The organism is Nocardioides sp., assembly GCF_036401255.1.
Taxonomy (GTDB): domain Bacteria; phylum Actinomycetota; class Actinomycetes; order Propionibacteriales; family Nocardioidaceae; genus Nocardioides.
The window spans coordinates 1-21,165 of the sequence record NZ_DASWVI010000109.1; the positions used below are offsets into that span (position 1 = coordinate 1).

The window sequence follows — 21,165 nt, forward strand, 5'->3', positions numbered from 1 at the left end:
CGGCAGCACCTCGCCGACGCGGCTGCCCACCTGGTACGGCGGCACGTAGAACCGCACCTCCCCCACCGTGTCCGGCACCCGCTCGGTGGGGTCGACGACCTCGTAGCGCAGAGTGCCGGGCGGATCACCGAGCTCGGCCGGATCGAAGGGCAGCCAGACCAGAGGATCGCTCACGGTGGTCGAGCGTACGGCGCCCGCGGGCCGTCCCCCGCGCACCAGACGTATCTGCTCCGCAGACCGCCCGGAGCACGACAGATACGTCAGGTGCGCGGGGGAACGGCCGCGTCAGCCGCGGCCCGCCCGGAGCCGGTCGAAGGCCTTGGGCGAAGGCAGGGAGTCCATGGTGTCGACGATCACCCGTGCGCAGGACTCCGCGCTGTCTGCCCCCGAGTCGACCTCGATGTCGCGGTCCCCGTGTGCGTACACCTGCGTCTGGGAGCGAGCCAAGCCAGTCGGTCGGTCACCCCGGGACCGCTCGCGTCGGTCGAGCTCGGCGGGCGGGCAGCGCACGTCGACCAGCGTCACGTCGTACCCACCGAGCACGTCGAGGAGATCCGCAAGGCGCCACGGCTCACTCAGCGGGTAGTCCATGACGACGTCGTTGCCGGCCGAGGCGAGCGCCGAGACCGCTCGGTGGTAGCCGAGCCGGGTCGGGCAGGAGTCCCAGCATCGCTCGGGCGATGCTGCTCTTCCCGAGCTCGATGGCCCGTTCAGCAGCACCACCCGGCCCGGCCGATCGGTCGTCACGACACCAGCGCCCGGTGCCAGGCGTGCGCGCTGGCGTCGGTGAGCGAGGCGACCTGGTCGATGACGACCCGCAGCCGCGCGGCGTCGTCGGCGGCGGCCTCCCAGTCGTCGGCGAAGGACCGCTCGAGCGCGTCGGGGCCCCGGTCCGTGAGCACGGCGACGAGCTCGGCGAGCAACTCGCGCTGGCGCACCATCACCGCGACCCGGTCGTCGGCCTGCATCACGTAGTGGGCGGCGATCCCCTTCAGCACGGCCATCTCCAGGCGGGTGTGCTCGGGGACCACCAGGTCGGCGGCGTAGCGCACGAACGGCCCGCTCGACGCGGCGAAGGTGGCGCCCTGGACCGCGCCGCAGAACCGGCCGATCAGGTCGCTGGTGAGGTTCTTCAAGGCGGCGAGCGAGCGGCGGGAGGCGTCGTACGGCGTCTCCGGCCAGCTGCCGACCTCCCGCAGCGCCGCGAGCGTCGCGCCCAGGACGTCGTCGGTCGCGCTGGGGAGGTACCAGTCGCGGACCGTCGCCCAGACCGCGGCCTCGTCGATCCGCGTGAGGTCGACGCGGCCCGCGACGATCCCGTCCTCGATGTCGTGCACCGAGTAGGCGACGTCGTCGGCCAGGTCCATCACCTGCGCCTCCAGGCACTGGCGGCCGCCGACCGCGCCCCGGCGCATCCAGTCGAAGACCGGGCGGTCGTCGTCGTAGACACCGAACTTGCGCACCAGCCGCGGCGAGCCGTCGGCGTGCACCCCCTGCGGCTCCTCCGCGGCCGACCGCGGCCACGGGTACTTCGTGCAGGCGTCGAGCGTGGCGCGGGTCAGGTTGAGCCCCACGGACCTCCCGGAGGCGTCCACGGTCTTCGCCTCCAGGCGGGTGAGCAGCCGCAGCGTCTGCGCATTGCCCTCGAACCCACCACAGGGCTCCCCCAGCTCCGCGAGCACCCGCTCACCGTTGTGGCCGAAGGGCGGATGGCCGAGGTCGTGGGCCAGCGCCGCCGTCTCGGCGATGTCCGGCTGGCTGCCGAGCGCGCGCGACAGGTCGCGGGCGACCTGGGCGACCTCGAGGCTGTGGGTGAGCCGGTTGCGCACGAAGTCGTCGCTCTGCGGCCCGACCACCTGGGTCTTGGCCGCGAGCCGCCGCGACGCCGCGGCGTGGACCAGGCGGGCCCGGTCGCGCTCGAACGGCGTGCGCTCCGGGGCGTCGACGCGCTTGGGCGGCTCCTCGACCAGACGCTCGCGCGCGGCGGCGTCGTAGAGCTCCAGGGGTTCCATCGCTGCAGACACTAGTGTGACCCGGCGACTCGGGACCTCGGCCCCTACCGACCGACCACCCGGGATCCAGATCGTGAGGGTGTGACCCGGATCGACGAGTACCGCTCCGACCTGGGGCGGCTGGACCGCACCGCCTGGCCCGACTACCTCGACCGGCACTCGAACCTGCCGGGACCACGCGGCAACATCGAGCTGGCGCTGGCGCTCGCCGACCTCGCCGACCTGGAGCTCGACGACGAGCTGATCGCCAGCGGCGACGAGTTCCGCACGTTCTGCGGTGTCCTCGGGCTCGGCTCGACCGCGACCAAGCCGGCGGTGCTGGCCCGGCTGCGTGAGCTGGCCACCGACCAGCGCTGGCGGGTCCGCGAGGCCGTCGCGATGGCGCTGCAGCGGTGCGGCGACGTCAACCTGCCGGCGCTCGAGATGATCGTGCTGGACTGGGCGTGCGACCCGCACCCGCTGGTCCAGCGGGCCGCTGCGGCCGCGATCTGCGAGCCGCGGCTCCTCGTGGGCCCGGCCGCGGCGGCGGTGGCGATCGAGGTGTGCCGGCGTACGACGCACGCGCTGGCCGCCCTGCCGGTGGATCGGCGCCGCGACCCGGACGTGCGGACCCTGCGGCAGGGGCTGGGCTACTGCTGGAGCGTCGCCGTCGCGGCCGACCCGGCGCAGGGGCTGCCGGCGTTCTGGGCCCTCGACGACTCCGACGCCGACGTCGCGTGGATCGTGCGGGAGAACCTGAAGAAGACCCGGCTCACCCGGTTGCTCTGAGCTCCTGGCTCCTGGTGCGCGACGCCGCCGCCGCGGTCGCGGACCGGTTCCGAGACCCCGAGGTGACGGTGCACGCGCCGTCGCTCCTCGGGGTCGAGGTCGCAGGCGTGCTGCGCGGGCTGGTCCGCGCCGGGGACACCACGGCCACACGGGCGTCGGTGGCCCTGGACGACCTCGACGCGGCCGACATCGCACTGCACGACCCCACGCCCCTGCTGCAACGGGTCTGGGATCTGCGGGACGACCTGACGACGTACGACGCGGTCTACGTCGCCCTTGCCGAGGTGCTCGACGCCACCCTCGTCACGACCGATGTGCGCATCGCGAAGGCACCGGGCCTGCGAGCCCGCGTCGACGTCGTGCTCGCCGGCTGATCAGCCGTTGGTGGCGACGTGCACGTGGTCGTAGTGGTTGGCGGTCGCCGAGCCGCGTGACGGCATCGGGCGCCAGCCCTCGCCCGCGCGCTCGGGCGTCCAGATCCGCTGGCGCCACAAGATGTCGTAGAGGTTGAGCTCGGCGGCGTGGGCCTGGAGGAACTCCGCGATCGCGTCGCCGAGCGCGACGTCGCTGGTCATGATGTCCAACGCCCGGCCGGAGGCGTGCTCGCCGTGACCGTCCCAGCCGCCGTACGAGGTGATCTGCGGGAACGCGTGGCACACCGACCGGTAGACGTAGACCGCGTCGTCGGTGAGCCCGTTCTCCACGCTGGGGTCCGGGCAGGGCGCCATCGACAGGCCCGCGGCGGCGGCGACCGGCTTGTCCTCCGACAGGTAGCCGGCCGTCACCCAGCGGGACTTGCCCTGCCAGACGATCTCGTCGCGCCCGTCGGCGCTCCGGCCCGTCACCAGCACGTGCTTGCCGGCCTCGACCTCGCCGACCTGGACCGCGTCCGCGCCGGAGTCGGACCACAGGTTGAGGACCGTGGTGGTCCACAGCTTGGTGTGGGCGTTCTCGACCGCGCGCCGTGTCGCCGCACGCTCCTTGGCGGCCAGGGCGTCGGCCCGGCGCTCGGCGGTGTCGACCCGGGCGCCGGCGCGCGACACCGGCGCGGACCGGTCGGTGGCGACCATCAGATCGGCCACGTCGGCGCGGGCGGCGGTCGTGTCCTGCGCGACGAGGTCACGGGCCTCGGGACTGCTGGCGAGCACCCCCATCGTCACGACGGACGCGGTCGCCAGGACGGCGAGCGGAGCGGCGACGAACGCGGCTCGGGGCAGGCGGCGGGCATTGGTGTCCCGCTTGTGGCGATGTTCTGCCACAGCGCTGATCCTTTGCTGTTGCTGACGGGGGTTTTGCTGCCCTCTCCGACCCCCCGAATGGTCACGAAACGGCAACGACCGATCGAGTCAACCACATCCCGGCGGGCCTGTCCCAATCTCCCCCCGACCCGGGCGGCGTGTTCCCGCTCACCCGCCGGTGGTCTCGTTCGCGTCCTCCTGGACGTGCCGGCCGCGGCCGTCGGCGTCGTCGAGCCAGCCCTCCGGCAGCGCGACCCGCTCGCGCGGCGAGCCCTGCCGTCCGCGCGGGGACCCCAGCTCGCGCACGGGGAACGGCTCGTCCGGGTCCAGGTCGGCGAGCAACCGGTCCAGCGACGCCAGGCTGTCGACCAGCCCCAGCGAGCGCCGCATCTCCCCGCCCGCACCGAAGCCCTTGAGGTACCACGTGACGTGCTTGCGGAACTCCTTGCAGCCCCGCTCCTCCCCCAGGTGCTGGCACAGCAGCTCGGCATGGCGGCGCATCATCGCCGTGACCTCGCCCAGCCTCGGCAGTCCCGGAATCTCGGTTCCTGAGGAGCCGAGGGACGAGGCGTCTCGAAGGGCGCCCGCGAACGCGGCCGCGAGGTCGCGGAAGATCCACGGCCGACCCAGGCAGCCCCGGCCGACGACCACGCCCGCGGCGCCGGTCTGCTCGACCATCCGGATCGCGTCGGCCGCCTCCCAGATGTCGCCGTTGCCGAGCACCGGGATGTCGACGTGCTCGACCAGCTCCCCGATGGCGTCCCAGTCGGCGGCGCCGGAGTAGGCCTGCGCGACCGTGCGCCCGTGGAGCGCGATCGCGGCACAGCCGGACTCCTGGGCGATCCGGCCCGCGTCGAGGTAGGTCAGGTGGTCCTCGTCGATGCCCTTGCGGGTCTTCATCGTCACCGGGACGTCGTACGGCGCGGCCGCGGCGACGGCCGACTCCAGGATCTCGGCGAGCAGCCCGCGCTTCCACGGCAGCGCGCCGCCGCCACCCTTGCGGGTGACCTTGGGAACGGGGCAGCCGAAGTTGAGGTCGATGTGCGCGACGCCGTACTCCGCGCACAGGATCTCGGCGGCCTTGCCGACGTAGACGGGGTCGCTGCCGTAGAGCTGGACCGAGCGGATGGTCTCCAGCTCGTCGAACACCAGCATGTCCTTGGTGTGCTGGTCACCCTCGACCAGGCCGCGGCTGGTGATCATCTCGCACACGTACAGCCCGGCGCCCTGCTCCGCACACAGCCTGCGGTAGGCCGCGTTGGTGATGCCGGCCATCGGCGCGAGCACCACGGGGGTGTCGACGCTCAGCGACCCGAGGGTCAGCCCCGGGGACGGTGAGGTGGGCAGCGGCATGCCGCCATTGTCCGGGGCCCGTGGGGCCGGCTCAAATCAGCGCTTCGCGCCGCCGGACCTGTTGCCGCCCTTGCCCTTCTTCGTGCCCTTCTTCGTGCCCTTCTTCTTGTCGGGCTTCGGCGGCTGGTACTTCTCCACCTCGCCGGTCCAGGTGATCGGGTTGAACGTCTCCTCGGGCCGGAAGCTCACCGCCACCAGGTCGCCGCGGTCGGGGGCGAGGTAGACCAGGCACACCTTGGCGATGTCGCCGGGCTTGAACTTGTCGGGGAAGGGCGTGCTCGGGCACGGCTTGAACGAGCTCGCGAACGGGGTCGCCTCGAGCAGCAGGTTGTCCTCGTTGACGACGTAGAGCGGCACCGGGCGCCCGCCGAGGTCGGTCTCGCCGACGTTCTCGACGCGGGCGCGCACGTAGTAGGGGGTGGACTTCTGCTGGGCGTCGCTGAGCTGCCAGGACGAGAAGTCCTTGATGGAGGTCTTCTCGAGGCCGGTGACCTGGATGTCCAGGGCGCCGACCAGGTCCTGGCGCGGCTCGTAGGCGACCACCGCGTGGTCCCCCACCGCCAGCTGGCTGCCGGGCTCGGTCAGCTCGACGCCGTCGGGCACCGGCAGGTACGGCGTGCCGGAGGTGGCCGGGGCGGGCGCCGTGGCGCCCGGGCTGTCGCCGGTGGGCGTCTCGGGCTCGTCGGAGCCGGAGCACCCGGAGAGCACGAGCGCCCCGGCGAGGGCGGCGGCGACCAGCGCGGGGACCCGGATCATGCGGTCATTGTGCATGCGGGCGCGGATCAGCAGCCGACGAAACGCTCGGCGAAGTAGGACGTGATCCGGTCCAGGCCGATCCGCTCCTGCTGCATGGTGTCGCGCTCGCGGACGGTGACGGCGTGGTCGTCGAGGGTCTCGAAGTCCACGGTCACGCAGAACGGCGTACCGATCTCGTCCTGGCGACGGTAGCGCCGGCCGATCGCGCCCGAGTCGTCGAAGTCGACGTTCCACCCGGCCCCGCGCAGCCCCATCGCGAGGTCCTTGGCCTTGGGCGAGAGGTCCGCGTTGCGCGAGAGCGGCAGCACGGCGACCTTGACCGGCGCGAGCCGCGGGTCGAGGCGCAGCACGGTGCGCTTGTCGACCCCGCCCTTGGTGTTCGGCGCCTCGTCCTCGTGGTAGGCGTCGACCAGGAACGTCATCAGGCTGCGCGAGAGGCCCGCGGCGGGCTCGATGACGTAAGGGACGTAGCGCTCGTTGTTGGCCTGGTCGAAGTACGACAGGTCCTGGCCCGAGTGCTTGGCGTGGGTCGAGAGGTCGAAGTCGGTGCGGTTCGCGATGCCCTCGAGCTCACCCCACTCCGACCCGGCGAACCGGAACCGGTACTCGATGTCGACGGTGCGCGTGGAGTAGTGGCTGAGCTTCTCCTGCGGGTGCTCGTAGTGGCGCAGGTTGTCGGCGTCGATGCCGAGGTCGACGTACCAGCGCGTGCGCTCGTCGATCCAGTACTGGTGCCACTCCTTGTCCTCGCCGGGCTTGACGAAGAACTCCATCTCCATCTGCTCGAACTCGCGGGTGCGGAAGATGAAGTTGCCGGGCGTGATCTCGTTGCGGAAGCTCTTGCCGATCTGGGCGATGCCGAACGGCGGCTTCTGCCGGCTCGAGGTCACGACGTTGGCGAAGTTGATGAAGATGCCCTGCGCCGTCTCGGGCCGCAGGTAGTGCAGGCCGTCCTCGTTCTCGATCACGCCGAGGTGGGTCTTGAGCAGGCCGGAGAACTGGCGCGGCTCGGTCCAGGCGCCGCGGGTGCCGCAGTTGGGGCAGGCGACGGTCTTGAGGTCGACGTCGTCGGGGTCGATCTCCTCGCCCTGGCGCGCCTTCTTCTCCGCGACCTCCTCCTGGAGGTGGTCGGCCCGGAACCGCTTGTGGCACGACTGGCACTCGGTGAGCGGGTCCATGAACGTGTCGACGTGGCCGCTGGCCTCCCACACCTGCCGGGGCAAGATGATGCTGGAGTCGAGACCGACCATGTCGTCGCGCATGGTGACCATCGACTTCCACCACTGACGCTTGATGTTCTCCTTGAGCTCCACGCCGAGCGGGCCGTAGTCCCAGGCGGAGCGCGTGCCGCCGTAGATCTCGCCGCACGGGTAGACGAAGCCCCGGCGCTTGGCGAGCGAGACGACGTGGTCGACGGTGGACGGCGGGGGCTTGGCCACGATGGCGCTCCTCGGATCTTGGCCGGCTGGCTGCCGGTCAGAGGTGGTTGTCGGAAGGGCTCAGCCTAACGACCTGGCCGACGCGACATTGAGGGTGGTGCCGGGCTCGGCCGACTCGTAGGCGGACGGCTCGTCGATCGCCCGGCTGAGCACGGCGACCGCGTGCAGCTTCACGTCGTAGGTCGACAGCGCGCGCCGGTAGCTGCCGACGTCGGCCCAGCGGGTCGTCAGCACCCACAACTCGGGGTCGTCGACGTTGCGGCCGATCTCGCCGCCGGCGTACCCCCGACAGGCGGCGAGCGTGCGCTGCGCCATCGCCAGGTCCTCGCGGAAGGACTCCCCGTCGGACAGCGGCACGCGGAACCTGTTCACGACCAGCACCGCGCCAATCTATCCGACGCCGAGTTGACAATGGTTCTCAACCGGGTTGAGAATCGTTCTCATGAAGAGACTAGCCGTCGCCCTCCCCGTCACGCTCGCCGTCGGCGGACTCGCGCTCAGCGGGTGTGCCGCGTTCACCGGCGACGGCGGCAGGCCCGCTGCCGACGGGGGCACGGTCCGGGTCGCGGCGGCGTTCTACCCGCTCGCCTACGTCACGGAGCGCGTGGGCGGCGACCACGTGGACGTCACCAACCTCACCGCGCCCGGCGGAGAGCCCCACGACCTCGAGCCGTCGGTCGAGGTGACCGCCGACATCGCCGAGGCCGGGCTGGTGGTCTACGAGCGCGGCTTCCAGCCGGCGGTCGACGCCGCCGTCGACGAGACCGCGTCCGGGGACGTGCTCGACGCCGCCGACGTCGTCGACCTGGTCCCGTTCCGCGACCACGGCGTGGACTCCGACGAGGTCGACCCCCACTTCTGGCTGGACCCCCTGCTGATGGCCGACCTCGCCGACGCCGTCGCCGACCAGCTCGCCGAGCTCGATCCCGACCACGCGGAGGACTACCGCGGCAACGCCACCGAGCTGCGCAGCGACCTCGAGGGGCTCGACACGGAGTACGCCGACGGCCTCGCCCGGTGCGAGCGGAGCACGGTCGTCGTCAGCCACGACGCCTTCGGCTACCTGCAGCGCTACGGGCTGGAGATGGCGGCGATCCTCGGCCTCTCCCCGGAGGCCGAGCCCACCCCGGCCGACCTGGCCCGGCTGCAGGACCTGATCCGCGAGGACGGGGTGACGACGGTGTTCTCCGAGTCGATCGTCAGTCCCAAGGCCGCGGACGCACTCGCCGAGGCGACCGGCGCCCGCAGCGCGGTGCTGGACCCGATCGAGGGACTGACCGACCGCACGTCGGGCGAGGACTACCTTTCCCTCATGCAGGCCAACCTCACCGCCCTGGAGGAGGCGAACGGCTGTTGAGCGGCCCCACTCCCCCCACCACCGGCGCCGTGGTCGAGCTGACCGGCGGCGCGGTCGCGATCGCCGGCCGGCCGATCCTGCGCGGCATCGACCTCGTCGTCCGCTCCGGGGAGTTCGTCGCACTGATGGGCGCCAACGGTTCCGGCAAGTCCACGCTCGTGCGCGCACTGACCGGCCTGCACCCGCTGGCCGCGGGGAGCCTGTGGCTCTTCGGCACGCCGTACGACGACTTCCACGACTGGCGGCGCGTCGGCTACGTCCCCCAGCGCGGCAGTGCCGCCTCCGGCATCCCGGCGTCGGTCTGGGAGGTCGTCGCCTCCGGCCGGCTCACCCACCGCCCGCTGTTCCGCCCACTCGGCCGCGCCGACCGCGCCGCGATCAGCGACGCGCTCGAGGTCGTCGGTCTGGCCGACCGCGCCACCGACGGGGTGTCCACCCTGTCGGGCGGCCAGCAGCAGCGCGTGCTCATCGCCCGCGCGCTCGCCGGACAGCCCGAGCTGTTCTTCCTCGACGAGCCGACCGCCGGCGTCGACCTGCCCAACCAGCAGATGCTCGCCGACAGCCTCTCGATCCTCTCCGGACGCGGCGCCACGATCGTGCTGGTCGCCCACGAGCTCGGCCCCATGGCACCGCTCATCGACCGCGCGGTGGTGATGCGCGACGGCCGGATCACCTACGACGGGCCGCCCCTCACCCACGAGCAGGTGCACCGCGCCGACCACGCCGACCTGGCCATGGTGCACGTCGACCACGTCGACCACGGCCACCACCACGACGAGCCCGCACGCCACGACCACGCGCCGCACGTGGCGGCGCCGCTCGACGGCCCGGAGCGCGGGAGCAGCCGATGAGCGACTACCTGCACCTGCTCAACATGCAGTTCATGCAGCGCGCCCTGATCGCCGCGCTGTTCACCGGCCTGGCCGCCCCCGTCGTCGGCACCTACCTCGTGCAGCGCCGGCTCGCGCTCATGGGCGACGGCATCGGCCACGTCGCGGTCACCGGCGTCGCGCTCGGGCTGCTGACCGGGGTCTCGCCGGTGTGGGCGGCGGTCCTCGTCTCGGTGCTCGGCGCGATCCTCATCGAGGTCATCCGCGAGCGCGGCCACGCCAACGGGGACGTCGCCCTCGCGCTCCTCTTCTACGGCGGTCTCGCGGGCGGCGTGCTGATCACCGGTCTCGCCGGCCAGAGCGGCGCCCGGCTGCAGACCTACCTGTTCGGCTCGATCACGACGATGTCGATCACCGACGTGCTCGTGACGATGGCGCTCGCGGGCGTGGTGGTCCTGCTGGGCATCGGCTTGGCCCCGCAGCTGTTCGCGGTCGCCCAGGACCAGGAGTTCGCGCGGGTCGCGGGTCTCAACATCCGCGTCTACAACGTGCTGGTGGCGGTCCTCGCCGCGGTGAGCGTGAGCGTCGCGATGCGGACCGTCGGACTGCTCCTCGTCTCGGCGCTGATGGTCGTGCCCGTCGCGACCGCCCAGCAGCTGACCCGCTCGTTCCGCGGCACCCTGCTCGCGGCGATGGTGCTCGGCGCCGTGGCCGCCGTCGGCGGCCTGCTCGTCTCCGCGGCGGCACCCGACGGCACGACGGTCGCACCCGGGCCGGCGATCGTGCTGCTCGCGCTGGCCTGCTTCACGGTGTCGTGGCCGGTCGGCATCTGGCTGCGCTCGCGCCAGCGGCTGCGCCGGCCCTTCCCGGTGGTCGCCGCCGCCGCGCACCAGGCCGTCGACACCGACGAGCACCCCCACGAGCACGGGGACGACTGCGGCCACGTCGCGGTCCCCCACGGCGACCACGTCGACTACGTCCACGACGGCCACCGGCACGCCCCGCACGGGAGGCACTATGACGAGCACTGACGACCCGGCGGGCACCACGCCGCCGCTGCGGCCGACCCGTCAGCGCCGCGCGGTCACGGAGGTCCTCGAGTCCTTCACCGACTTCCGCTCGGCCCAGGAGATCCACGAGCTGCTCGGCGAGCGCGGCGAGACCGTCGGGCTGGCCACCGTCTACCGCACCCTGCAGCGGCTCTCGGAGGCCGGGGACGTCGACGTGCTGCGCACCGAGGACGGGGAGGCGATCTACCGGCGCTGCTCCGACAGCCACCACCACCACCTCGTGTGCCGCTCCTGCGGGGCGACCGTCGAGGTGGAGGGACCGGCGGTCGAGCGGTGGACGCGTGCGATCGCCGCCGAGCACGGGTACGCCGACGTCAGCCACACGCTGGAGATCTTCGGCACCTGCGCGCGCTGCAGCTGACCGCCGGGCGCGTCAGCCGCCGAGCGGCAGCCGCACCCGGAAGACGCTCCCGGTTCCGAGCTCGCTCTCGACCTCGATCCGCCCGCCGTGGCTGTCGACGATCGACTTAGCGATGCTCAGCCCGAGACCGACGCCCTGGATCGAGTGCTCCTCGGCGTGCCGGCTGCGGAAGAACCGGGTGAACAGCCGCTCCCGGTCGGCGGCGGCGATGCCGAGGCCGGTGTCGGCCACGCAGAGCTCGGCACGGTTGGCGTCGATGCCGAGCGTGACCTGCACCCGGCCGCCCGCCTGGGTGTACTTCACGCCGTTCGAGACGAGGTTGTCGACCACCTGCCGCAGCCGCTCCGCGTCCGCCAGCAGGACCAGCGTGCGGGGGGCCTCGTGGGCCAGCTCGATCCCGCGCCGCTGTGCCGCCGGCTCTGCCGCCTCGACGCACTCGCGCACGATCGCCGCGAGGTCGGTCGGCTGCCGGACCACCGGCAGTGAGCCATGGTCGGTGCGCGCGGTCTCCAGGAGGTCGGCCACCAGCCGGTGCAGCCGCCCGCTGTTGCGGGCGACGACCTCGAGCTGTGCGACGACGTCGGCCGGCAGGTCGTCGCGCTCGAGCAGGATCTGCACGTAGCCCACGATCGACGTCAGCGGCGTGCGCAGCTCGTGGGAGACCGAGGCGACGAACTCGTCCTTGACCCGGAGCGCGCGCATGTAGTCGGTGACGTCCTTGTAGGCCAGGGACGCACCGGCCCGGGCACCCGCGTCGTCCTCGAAGCGCCGCGCCGAGACCGACAGGGCCCGTCGCGTCAGCGGGTCGCGACCCACCCAGATGCGCACGTCCTCGAACTCCTCGCCCCGGCTGGCGCGGTGGGTCGGCATCTCCTCGGTGTCCAGCTCGCGGGTGCCGGTCGCGTCGTACACGGCACCCAGCTGTCCCGAGCGCCCCTGGTGCCCGTCGGGGAAGGCCAGCCGCATGAACTCGGCGTGCCGCCGGTTCATGCCCTGGTAGGTGCCGTCGCGGTCCAGCAGCAGGAGGCCGACGTCGACGGTGTCGAAGATGGCCTGCGAGACCCGACGCTGGTGCTCGATGACCTCGATGCCGGCCCGGACCCGATCGACGGCGTAGGAGATCGCCAGGGCCGCCCAGGTGGCGACCAGCGGGATCAGCACCGTCCGGGTCAAGTTCGCCCCGGTCACCCCCAGGTAGAGCAGCCCCGGCACCGCCAGCAGGAACGTCGTGGCCAGGAAGACCACGAGAGCGCCTCGACGGCCGAACTGCCGACCCAGCCACAGCGCCGGCACCACCGCGAGGGTCCCGGTCGCGCCACCGCCGGCGTCCATGCGCGAGCATCCCAGCGCGACGATGTCGGCCACCGGCAAGGCGCCGACCACCCACGGCGCCGCAGCCCGCCACGGCACCAGGGCGGCGGCGGCCGAGACCGCGATGACCAGCCCGAGGCCGGCGACCGGCCAGGAGCCGAGCGCGAGCGGCGAGCCGCCCGCCGCGCGCAGCAGCAGGTCGGTGAGGAACAGCGCGCCGAAGACGGTCTGCACCATCACCGGGTCCGGCTCCTCTGCGAACAGCAGCCGTCGGTGCAGCACCGCCACCCGATCGCCGAGACGCGTCATGGGCGTTGCTCAGGCCTGGTCCGGGTCACCGGCGGAGCCGGGCACGGCGACGGGGTTGGGCACGGCCCCGCCGTAGCGCCGGTCCCGGCTCGCGTAGAGCTCGATCGCGTGCCACAGGTGCCGCCGGTCGACGTCGGGCCACAAGACGTCGGTGAAGACGAGCTCGGAGTACGCCGCCTGCCAGAGCATGAAGTTCGACAGCCGTTGCTCTCCGGAGGTGCGCCAGACCAGGTCGGCGTCGGCGAGCTCGGGCACGTAGAGGTGCCTCGCGAAGGTCTTCTCGTCGACCTTCTCCGGGTCCAGCCGGCCCGCGGCGACCTCGCGGGCGATGCTGCGGGCGGTGTCGGCGAGCTCGGCGCGGCCGCCGTAGTTGACGCACATCGTCAACGTCATCACGTCGTTGTCGCGGGTGAGCTCCTCGGCGGCCTGCAGCTCGCGGATGACCGACTTCCACAGCCGAGGGGCGCGGCCGGCCCAGCGGACCCGGACGCCGAGCTCGTGCATCTCGTCGCGCCGGCGCCGGATCACGTCGCGGTTGAAGCCCATGAGGAACCGGACCTCGTCGGGCGAGCGGGTCCAGTTCTCGGTCGAGAACGCGTAGGCCGAGATGGCCTTGACGCCGATCTCGATCGCGCCCTCCACGACGTCGAACAGCGAGTGCTCGCCCCGCTCGTGGCCCTGGGTCCGTGGCAGCCCGCGCTGCTTGGCCCACCGGCCGTTGCCGTCCATGACCACCGCGACGTGCCGAGGGACGAGGTCCCGCGGGAGGTCCGGCGGTCGCGCTCCGGACGGGTGCGGCGTGGGCCGGCGGACGGTTCGTCTCACGTCGGCGAGCCTAGTGCGCGTCGGCGGTCTCGCTGGCGGAACCCGCGGGTCAACGCTCGACGTAGACGATGGACTTCAGGCCGCGCTCGAGGTGCCAGGCGAGGTAGGCGGCGACGAGCGTGCTGGCCTCCTTGAGGTGGCGCGGCTCCGCCGCGTCGACCACGGCCCAGTCGCCGGCGAGCAGGGCGCCGAGCAGCGCCACGGTGTCCGGCGCGGGGCTGGCCGATCCCGGCACCCGGCAGGTCGCGCAGAGCATGCCGCCCATCGAGGGGTTGAACCAGCGGTGCGCCTCGCCGACCGCGGGCACCGAGCCGCAGCGCGAGCAGTGCCCGAACGACGGCGCGTAGCCCGCGACCGACAGCGAGCGCAGGAGGTAGGAGTCGAGCACCTGGCCGGGCGCGTGCTCCCCCGCCACCATCGCCCGCAGGCCGCCCACGAGGAGCAGGAACTGCTGCACGGACGGCTCGCGCTCCTCGGCGACGAGCCGGTCCGCGGTCTCGAGCATGACCGTGCCGGCCGTGTAGCGGTCGTAGTCGAGCCCGAGGCCTTTCGAGAACGGCGTGAGCGTCTCGGCCTGGGTGATCGTGTCGAGGTTGCGCCCCTCGGCCAGCTGCAGGTCGACGTGGGTGAACGGTTCCAGGCGCGAGCCGAAGCGCGAGGAGGTACGCCGGACACCCTTGGCGACCGCCCTGACCCGACCGTGCTGCCGGGTCAGGAGCGTGACGATGCGGTCGGCCTCACCCAGCTTGTGGGTGCGCAGCACGATCGCCTCGTCGCGGTAGAGCATGGGTCCATTCTGCCGGGCGACTGCCCGTTTCAGGCGCCGGTGCGGCGGTGCCGGCGCGATGTCTTCCAGCAGCCGGTGGCCAGCGTGATCGCGGCCCGGTCGAGGCGTCCGGGGGCGAGCCGCCACTCGAGGGCGGTGCGGGCCCGCACGAACGTCGCCCGAGGCAGCTCCTCGGCGAGCATCCGGGCATCGGCGAGCGGGTGCATCGGGTCGGCTCCGTGGCCGACGACGAGCGCCGGCACTCCGATCGCGCGCCGTTCGCGGGCCGATGGAGCCGCCCGGCCGAAGAACAGGCCGTGCAGCAGCGCCGCCATCGCGGGGGGCCGCTGGTCGCAGGTGTCGAGCGCGACGCCGGCCCAGAACGGCACGATGCCGCGCGGGACCGGACGCGTCAGCCGCCGCAGCGCGCTCACCGAGAGCGGCAGGAACCGCGCCGCCAGCAGCAGCGGCCCGAAGACCGCGATGCCGGCCTCGACGCCGTTGTCGAGCAGCGGGGCGTCGAGGATCAGCCCGCGGACCCGGGCAGGCGCGATGGCGGCGGTCTCGAGCGCCACATTGGCGCCCAGGCCGGAGCCCCCGACGACGGCCTGGGCGGCGCCGAGGTGGTCGAGCAGGGCCGCGACCTGCTCGGCGAACGCCGTGACGGAGTAGGCGTGCGGGTCGGCCGGTCGGTCCGAGCGGCCGTGGCCGAGGGGATCGAGCGTGACGACGTGCAGGCCGTGACCGGCCAGCGTCCGCGCCAACGGCTGCTGCATCCGCCGTGGCATCAGCTCCGCGGGCAGCAGCACGACCCAGGCGTCGCCCGCGCCGTACTCGGTGTACTCGAGACGGTCGCGGCCGGCCTCGGTCTCGACGAACAGCTGCCCGATCCGCTCCGACACCAACATGGCAGCACCCTAGGCCAGTGCCCTGCGTGGGTGCGTGCACTCGGAGCGCCGATGAATGACACTGCCTCCATGTCCCCACCGCGCGACCAGCTGGCGTGGCCGGTCGTGGTCGCGCTGCTCGTGGCGGTGTACGCCGCCAGCACCGTCGCCGTGACGTTCGCGCCCGAGCACGGCGCGGTCGCCGCGTGGTGGCCGGGCGCCGGGCTGTCGGTCGTGCTGATCGCGCTCCTGCCGCAGAGCCGGTGGCCGCTGGTCGGCGTCGCGATCCTGGTGGTGTGCACCCTTGCGAACCTCACCGGCGGACGTGACCTGGACGTGTCGACGGTGTTCGGGATCGGCGACGCGGCCGAGGCGGTCCTGGCCGGCGCGCTGCTCCGACGCGGCGATCGGCCGCCGACCCTCGCCTCCTTCGAGGACCTGGGTCGACTCGTGGTCGCCGCGCTGATCGGCGCGGTCGCGATCGCGGTGATCGCCCCGATCGCCGTGGGCGTGCTGGTCGACGGCGACCCGTGGACCACCGCCCGGACGGTCTACACCTCCCACGTCACCTCGACGCTCGTGATCGTCCCGGCGGCGCTGACCGCCGTGGGCGGAGTCCAGCGCCGGCTCACCTGGGAGGACCCGATCCAGGCGGTCACCCTGCTCACGGTCTCGGCGCTGGTCTTCGCGCCCGGCCAGACGCTCGCCCTGGCGATCCTCCCGCTCCCGGTGCTCGCGTGGGCCGCCCTGCGGCTCGGACTGCGCACGGTGACGTGGGAGGTCACCGCGTTCGCCGCGCTGGTCACCTACCTCAGCTCGCTCGGCGGCGGCCCCCTCGGCGCCGACTTCGAGTCCGGCGAGATCGGCGTCACCGCGATGGCCACCCTGGTCCAGGCCTACCTGCTGTGCACCGCGGTCGTCGCGACGCCGCTGGCGCTGGCGATGGAGATGCGCCTGCGGTTGCTCGCCCGGCTCACGGCCAGCGAGCGGCTGTTCCGCCGCAACTTCACCGAGTCGATGGTCGGGATGGCGCTGCTGCGCAGCGACGGCCCGCAGCTGGAGATCGTCGACGTCAACGACGCCGCCGCCCGCGTGATCGGCGGCCCGCGCTCCCCGATCGGGCGGACCCTCGGCGAGATCCTGGACACGCCCGAGCGGCTCGACGTGATCGCCACCCGGATGCTCGGCGGCGATCTGGAGGGCTGGCGGGCGCAGATGGGCCTGCGCGAGCGCCGCGGCGCCCGCGTCAACGTCGCGCTCTCGTTGCTGACCACCCAGCCGGAGCCGACGTTCGCGGCCCAGCTGCAAGACGTCACCGCGGAGTACGACGCCCGCCGGCAGCTCGAGGCGGCCGAGAAGCTCACCAGCGCCACCCTGGACACCACGGCCGCGATGATCCTCGTGACCGACCTCGACGGCGTGGTGGTGCGGGTGAACGGTGCGACCACCGCACTGACCGGCTTCGACGAGGACGACCTCGTCGGCACCGCGATCGGGGACATGCCGTTCGCGGCCGCGGGGTCGACCGGCTATCCCGCCGGGCTGCCCGACGAGCCGGGGGGCCAGGTGAGCCGCGAGACCGACGTGGTCACCCGCCTCGGCGGCCGCCGACGGGTGCTGTGGAACACCGGCTTCGTCCGCGACGAGCACGACCGCCCGACGTACGTCGTGATCACCGGCACGGACCTGACGGCCGAACGGACCGCCGCGGGCCTCAACCAGCACCTGCTGGACGCGGCGACGGCGGTCGCCCTCATCGGCATCGACCCGCGGGGCCGGATCACGCTGTTCAACGCCGGCGCGGTCAACCTGCTCGGCCTGGACGCCCAGGACATGACCGGCGTCGCGTTCACCGACCTGCTCGACCCCGAGCAGCTCGCCGAGCGCTGCGGCGGCGCCACGGGCGAGGAGGCGTTCGCGCGGCTGGTGCAGGGCATCGACATCGGGGGCGAGACCCCGACGCGGGACTGGACCTGGATCGGCGCGGACGGACGAGCACGCACGGTCGCGATGACGCTGAGCGTGGCCGCCGACGCGTTCGCCGCCCGCGTCGGCTACCTGTGCGTGGGCCGCGACGTCACCGAGGCGCGCGCCAGCCAGCAGCTGCTGATCGCCGCCCTGGAGAAGGAACGGCTCGCCGTCGAGCGGCTGCGCCAGCTCGACTCCGCGAAGAGCGAGTTCGTCTCGACGGTCAGCCACGAGCTGCGCACGCCGGTCACGAGCATCGTGGGCTACACCGAGCTCCTCGAGGACGGCACGGTGGTGCCTCCGACCGAGGAACAGCGCGCGATGCTCGAGAGCATCGCGCGCAACGGCCAGCGGCTGATCCTGCTGTGCGACGACCTGCTCACGCTCAGCGGCCTGGACTCCGGCGCCACGGGGTGGGAGCACGAGACGATCGACCTGGCGACCGTGCTCCCCGCGGTCGAGGAGGCCGTCCGCCCGGGCCTGGCCGGTCGCGACCTCGAGCTCTCGCTGACCGCCCCCGAGCCCGTGCTGGTGCTCGGCGACCGGACCCAGCTCGAGCGCGTGCTGATCAACCTGCTCGGCAACGCCGTGAAGTTCACCGAGGACGGCGGCCGCATCGAGTGCCGCGTCGAGCGCCACGACGACGAGGCGTGGGTGCGGGTCACCGACACCGGCATCGGGATCCCGCCCGAGGAGCAGCCCAGCCTGTTCCAGCGGTTCTTCCGGTCCTCGACCGCGCAGGAGCGCGCGATCCAGGGCACCGGGCTGGGCCTCTCGATCGTCGCCGCGATCGTCGCCGCCCATGGTGGGCGGATCGATGTCGACTCCGCCCACCTCCAGGGCACCACGTTCACCGTGCGACTGCCCCTCGCGCGGTGATGAGTCCTCCGGCTACTGCGTCCTGTTGACTGCGCTGATCACGGCCTTCAGCGAGGCGGTGACGATGTTGGCGTCGACACCGACCCCCCAGTAGACCTGGTCGCGCACGAGACACTCGACGTACGCCGCCGCCTGGGCGTCGCCACCGGCCGAGAGCGCGTGCTCGGCGTAGTCGAGGACCCGGACGTCCCAGTCGTTCGGCAGCTCGTTGATCGCGTTGACGAATGCCGCGATCGGTCCGTTGCCCTCGCCATGGAGCGTGCGGATCTCGCCGTCGACGTAGACGTTGACGGCGAGGGCGTCCTTCTCCCCCGCTGCCGAGGAGGTGTGCACCGAGTTGAGCTTCAACGGCGTCTCGCGGTCGAGGTACTCGGCGCGGAAGATGCCCCAGATCTCGTCCGCGGTGAGCTCGCCGCCCTCGGCATCGGTGCGCTCCTGGACGACCCGGCTGAACTCGATCTGTGCGCGCCGGGGCAGGTCGAGCTTGTGCTCGGCCTTGAGCAGGTAGGCCACGCCGCCCTTGCCGGACTGGCTGTTGACGCGGATCACGGCCTCGTAGGTGCGGCCGACGTCCTTGGGGTCGATCGGCAGGTACGGCGCCTCCCAGGGCAGCTCGCGCACCGACACCCCCTGCTCCTCGGCCTGGCGGTCGAGGTCCTCGAGGCCCTTCTTGATCGCGTCCTGGTGGGAGCCGGAGAACGCCGTGTAGACCAGGTCGCCGGCGTAGGGGTGCCGCGGGTGCACCGGCAGCTGGGTGCAGTACTCGACCGTGCGGCGGATCTCGTCGATGTCGGAGAGGTCGACCTGCGGGTCGACGCCCTGGCTGAACAGGTTGAGCGCCAGCGTGACGAGGTCGACGTTGCCGGTGCGCTCGCCGTGGCCGAACAGGCAGCCCTCGACGCGGTCGGCACCGGCCATCACCGCGAGCTCGGTGGCCGCGACCGCGGTGCCGCGGTCGTTGTGAGGGTGCAGCGAGATCACGGTGTTCTCGCGCCGGGTCAGCTGGCGGGAGAACCACTCGATCTGGTCGGCGTACACGTTGGGGGTCGCGACCTCGACGGTGGCGGGCAGGTTGAGGATGATCTCGCGGCCGTCGTCGGGCTGCCACACGTCGGAGACGGCCTCGCAGACCTCCACCGAGAACGGCAGCTCGGTGCTGGTGAAGATCTCGGGGCTGTACTCGTAGCCGATGACCGTGGTGTCGAGGTTGCTCTCGACGTGCTTCATCACCAGCTGGGTGCCGCGGACCGCGATGTCCTTGACCTCGTCCTTGCTGGCGCGGAACACGACGCGGCGGAACAGCGGCGCGAGCGCGTTGTAGAGGTGGATGTTCGCGCGGGGTACGCCGATCAGCGACTGCACACTGCGCTCGATCAGGTCCTCACGCGCCTGCGTCAGCACCGAGATCGTCACGTCGTCGGGGATGTGGTCGCCCTCGATGAGCTGCCGCACGAAGCTGAAGTCGGTCTCGCTCGCCGACGGGAAGCCGACCTCGATCTCCTTGTAGCCCATCCGGACCAGGAGGTCGAACATCTTCATCTTGCGCGCCGGCGACATCGGGTCGATCAGCGCCTGGTTGCCGTCGCGCAGGTCGGTGGAGAGCCACCGCGGCGCCTGGGTGATGGTCCGGCCCGGCCAGGTGCGGTCGGGCAGGTCGATCGGCGGGACCGGCCGATAGCGCTGGAACGGCATACCGCTGGGCTGCTGCTGGGGAATGGTCATGAGGTCCTCGCTCGAGTGGGTGCGGTGCCGGCGCGCGCTCTCACTCCGCAACGAGGGGGTCCGGCAGGGGCTCAGACCTCGCTGCGGCAGCGAAGGAGGAGGCGGTACGTCATGACCCGGCCACTGTAGCCGACCGCCTCCGGCACCGCAGCCGATGCCCGGGACCCGGACACCCGTCGAGACGGGCCCCGCTACCGGTGCCGGTGCCGGTCAGGGCCGGAACAGCACCTTGACCATGCCGTCGTCCTTGGCCTGGAACTTCGCGTAGGCCTCGGGTGCGGCGTCGAGCGGCAGGTGGTGGGTGGCGAACCCCTCGACGCCGAGCACGTCGTCGTCGCGCTGGAGCAGGTCGAGGATCTCGCCGGTCCACCGCCGTACGTTGGCCTGCCCCATGCGCAGCTGCAGCTGCTTATCGAACAGCTGCATCATCGGCATCGGGTCCGCGGCCCCGCCGTACACACCCGAGATCGAGACCGTGCCGCCGCGCCGGACGGCCTCGAAGGCCAGGTAGAGGGCCGAGAGCCGCTCGACGCTCATGTTGGTCATCATCAGCTGCTGCAGCTTCTTCGGCAGCAGCCGCAGCGACTTCTGGACCGTCTCCGCGACCGGCGAGCCGTGGGCCTCCATGCCGACCGCCTCCAGCACGCTGTCGGCGCCGCGACCGCCGGTGAGCTCGCGCACCCGCTCGGCGATGTCGTCGATCGCGTCGAGGTCGATGGTCTCCGCACCGCGCGCGGCCACCCGCTCCAACCGCTCCGGGACCCGGTCGACCACGATCACCCGGAGGCCGCGGTGCATCGCGATCCGCGAGGCCATGTCGCCGATCGGGCCGGCGCCGAGCACGAGCAGCGTCCCGCCGTCGGCCACCTCGGCGTAGTGCACGCCCTGCCACGCGGTGGGGAGCACGTCCGAGAGGTAGACGAAGCGGTCGTCCGAGGGGCCCTCGGGCACCTTCACCGGCAGGAAGTTCGCGAACGGGACCCGCAGCAGCTGGGCCTGCCCACCGGGGACGGCGCCGTACAGCGAGCTGTAGCCGAACAGGCTGGCACCGGTGCCGGTCTCGCGGTTCTGGGTCGTCTCGCACTGGCTGTAGAGGTGCCGCTCGCACATCCAGCAAGAGCCGCAGCTGATGTTGAACGGCACGACCACCCGATCGCCCACCGCGAGCTCGGTCACCTCCGACCCGACCTCCTCCACGACACCCATCGGCTCGTGGCCGACGATGTCCCCCGGCGTCATGAACGGCGTCAGCGGGTCGTACAGGTGCAGGTCGGAGCCACAGAGCCCGGTCGTGGTGACTCGGATGATCGCATC

Annotated in this window: 20 protein-coding genes; 7 read left to right on the forward strand and 13 right to left on the reverse strand. The window is 72.5% G+C overall.

All coding sequences use genetic code 11. The features are described 5' to 3' along the window. Positions 1-285: 285 nt before the first annotated feature. Both VGD85_RS04985 and VGD85_RS04990 read right to left on the reverse strand, forming a co-directional pair. The gene (locus tag VGD85_RS04985; protein ID WP_331062341.1) at positions 286-747 is read right to left on the reverse strand and encodes a phosphotransferase-like protein; all 462 of its coding nucleotides are present in this window, start codon (positions 745-747) and stop codon (positions 286-288) included. Continuing rightward, entirely contained in the window at positions 744-2,012 is a 1,269-nt protein-coding gene (locus VGD85_RS04990; protein WP_331062342.1) for a deoxyguanosinetriphosphate triphosphohydrolase, read from the reverse strand. The genes VGD85_RS04985 and VGD85_RS04990 overlap by 4 nt, the downstream gene beginning before the upstream one ends. Before the next feature lie 81 nt (positions 2,013-2,093). Here VGD85_RS04990 and VGD85_RS04995 point away from each other — a divergent pair, with 81 nt between their 5' ends. Beyond that, positions 2,094-2,780 carry a HEAT repeat domain-containing protein gene (locus tag VGD85_RS04995; RefSeq protein ID WP_331062343.1) on the forward strand — a complete coding sequence of 229 codons (687 nt, stop codon included), beginning with the start codon at positions 2,094-2,096 and terminating at the stop codon, positions 2,778-2,780. A gap of 14 nt (positions 2,781-2,794) precedes the next feature. Next, positions 2,795-3,154: a type II toxin-antitoxin system VapC family toxin gene (locus VGD85_RS05000; protein WP_331062344.1), complete on the forward strand. Its 360-nt coding sequence runs from the start codon at positions 2,795-2,797 to the stop codon at positions 3,152-3,154. Here the strand turns inward: VGD85_RS05000 and VGD85_RS05005 are convergent, their stop codons facing one another. The 5 genes from VGD85_RS05005 to VGD85_RS05025 form a co-directional block, all read right to left on the reverse strand. Continuing rightward, positions 3,155-4,039, reverse strand: coding sequence for a mucin-2 protein (locus VGD85_RS05005; RefSeq protein WP_331062345.1), 885 nt, complete (start codon positions 4,037-4,039; stop codon positions 3,155-3,157). Positions 4,040-4,186: 147 nt separating this feature from the next. Then, positions 4,187-5,371 carry a tRNA dihydrouridine synthase DusB gene (dusB, locus tag VGD85_RS05010; protein ID WP_331062346.1) on the reverse strand — a complete coding sequence of 395 codons (1,185 nt, stop codon included), beginning with the start codon at positions 5,369-5,371 and terminating at the stop codon, positions 4,187-4,189. A 36-nt stretch (positions 5,372-5,407) separates the two neighbouring features. Further along, positions 5,408-6,127: a hypothetical protein gene (locus tag VGD85_RS05015; RefSeq protein ID WP_331062347.1), complete on the reverse strand. Its 720-nt coding sequence runs from the start codon at positions 6,125-6,127 to the stop codon at positions 5,408-5,410. A gap of 26 nt (positions 6,128-6,153) precedes the next feature. Then, positions 6,154-7,566 carry a glycine--tRNA ligase gene (locus VGD85_RS05020; RefSeq protein WP_331062348.1) on the reverse strand — a complete coding sequence of 471 codons (1,413 nt, stop codon included), beginning with the start codon at positions 7,564-7,566 and terminating at the stop codon, positions 6,154-6,156. A 60-nt stretch (positions 7,567-7,626) separates the two neighbouring features. Next, complete coding sequence (locus tag VGD85_RS05025) at positions 7,627-7,947, reverse strand: antibiotic biosynthesis monooxygenase family protein (protein WP_331062349.1); 321 nt, start codon at positions 7,945-7,947, stop codon at positions 7,627-7,629. A 61-nt stretch (positions 7,948-8,008) separates the two neighbouring features. Between VGD85_RS05025 and VGD85_RS05030 the strand changes: the two genes are divergently transcribed. Genes VGD85_RS05030 through VGD85_RS05045 form a run of 4 tightly spaced genes read left to right on the forward strand, consistent with a single transcriptional unit; the run spans position 8,009 to position 11,184 of the window. Beyond that, the gene (locus tag VGD85_RS05030) at positions 8,009-8,923 is read left to right on the forward strand and encodes a metal ABC transporter substrate-binding protein (protein ID WP_331062350.1); all 915 of its coding nucleotides are present in this window, start codon (positions 8,009-8,011) and stop codon (positions 8,921-8,923) included. Further along, positions 8,920-9,774, forward strand: coding sequence for a metal ABC transporter ATP-binding protein (locus VGD85_RS05035; protein ID WP_331062351.1), 855 nt, complete (start codon positions 8,920-8,922; stop codon positions 9,772-9,774). The genes VGD85_RS05030 and VGD85_RS05035 overlap by 4 nt, the downstream gene beginning before the upstream one ends. Next, positions 9,771-10,784, forward strand: a complete 1,014-nt coding sequence (locus VGD85_RS05040; RefSeq protein ID WP_331062352.1) for a metal ABC transporter permease — start codon at positions 9,771-9,773, stop codon at positions 10,782-10,784. The genes VGD85_RS05035 and VGD85_RS05040 overlap by 4 nt, the downstream gene beginning before the upstream one ends. Continuing rightward, on the forward strand, positions 10,771-11,184 hold the full coding sequence (locus VGD85_RS05045) for a Fur family transcriptional regulator (protein ID WP_331062353.1): 414 nt from the start codon (positions 10,771-10,773) through the stop codon (positions 11,182-11,184). The genes VGD85_RS05040 and VGD85_RS05045 overlap by 14 nt, the downstream gene beginning before the upstream one ends. 12 nt (positions 11,185-11,196) lie before the next feature. On the opposite strand, the gene VGD85_RS05050 is transcribed toward VGD85_RS05045, so the two are convergent. The 4 genes from VGD85_RS05050 to VGD85_RS05065 are packed head-to-tail and all read right to left on the reverse strand — an operon-like array spanning position 11,197 to position 15,303. Further along, complete coding sequence (locus tag VGD85_RS05050; protein ID WP_331062354.1) at positions 11,197-12,804, reverse strand: ATP-binding protein; 1,608 nt, start codon at positions 12,802-12,804, stop codon at positions 11,197-11,199. A 9-nt stretch (positions 12,805-12,813) separates the two neighbouring features. Then, on the reverse strand, positions 12,814-13,629 hold the full coding sequence (locus tag VGD85_RS05055; protein ID WP_331062355.1) for an isoprenyl transferase: 816 nt from the start codon (positions 13,627-13,629) through the stop codon (positions 12,814-12,816). A gap of 49 nt (positions 13,630-13,678) precedes the next feature. Continuing rightward, on the reverse strand, positions 13,679-14,416 hold the full coding sequence (recO, locus tag VGD85_RS05060) for a DNA repair protein RecO (protein ID WP_331062356.1): 738 nt from the start codon (positions 14,414-14,416) through the stop codon (positions 13,679-13,681). Between the two features lie 29 nt (positions 14,417-14,445). Continuing rightward, positions 14,446-15,303 (reverse strand): alpha/beta fold hydrolase, encoded by an 858-nt coding sequence (locus tag VGD85_RS05065; RefSeq protein WP_331062357.1) that lies wholly within the window; start codon positions 15,301-15,303, stop codon positions 14,446-14,448. 69 nt (positions 15,304-15,372) lie between these two features. Between VGD85_RS05065 and VGD85_RS05070 the strand changes: the two genes are divergently transcribed. Then, on the forward strand, positions 15,373-18,129 hold the full coding sequence (locus VGD85_RS05070) for an ATP-binding protein (protein ID WP_331062358.1): 2,757 nt from the start codon (positions 15,373-15,375) through the stop codon (positions 18,127-18,129). Between the two features lie 12 nt (positions 18,130-18,141). On the opposite strand, the gene leuA is transcribed toward VGD85_RS05070, so the two are convergent. Together leuA and VGD85_RS05080 are read right to left on the reverse strand one after the other, a co-directional pair. Then, complete coding sequence (gene leuA / locus VGD85_RS05075; RefSeq protein WP_331062359.1) at positions 18,142-19,851, reverse strand: 2-isopropylmalate synthase; 1,710 nt, start codon at positions 19,849-19,851, stop codon at positions 18,142-18,144. Between the two features lie 210 nt (positions 19,852-20,061). Then, the coding region (locus VGD85_RS05080; protein WP_331062360.1) for an alcohol dehydrogenase catalytic domain-containing protein at positions 20,062-21,165 on the reverse strand (1,104 nt) is incomplete at its 5' end.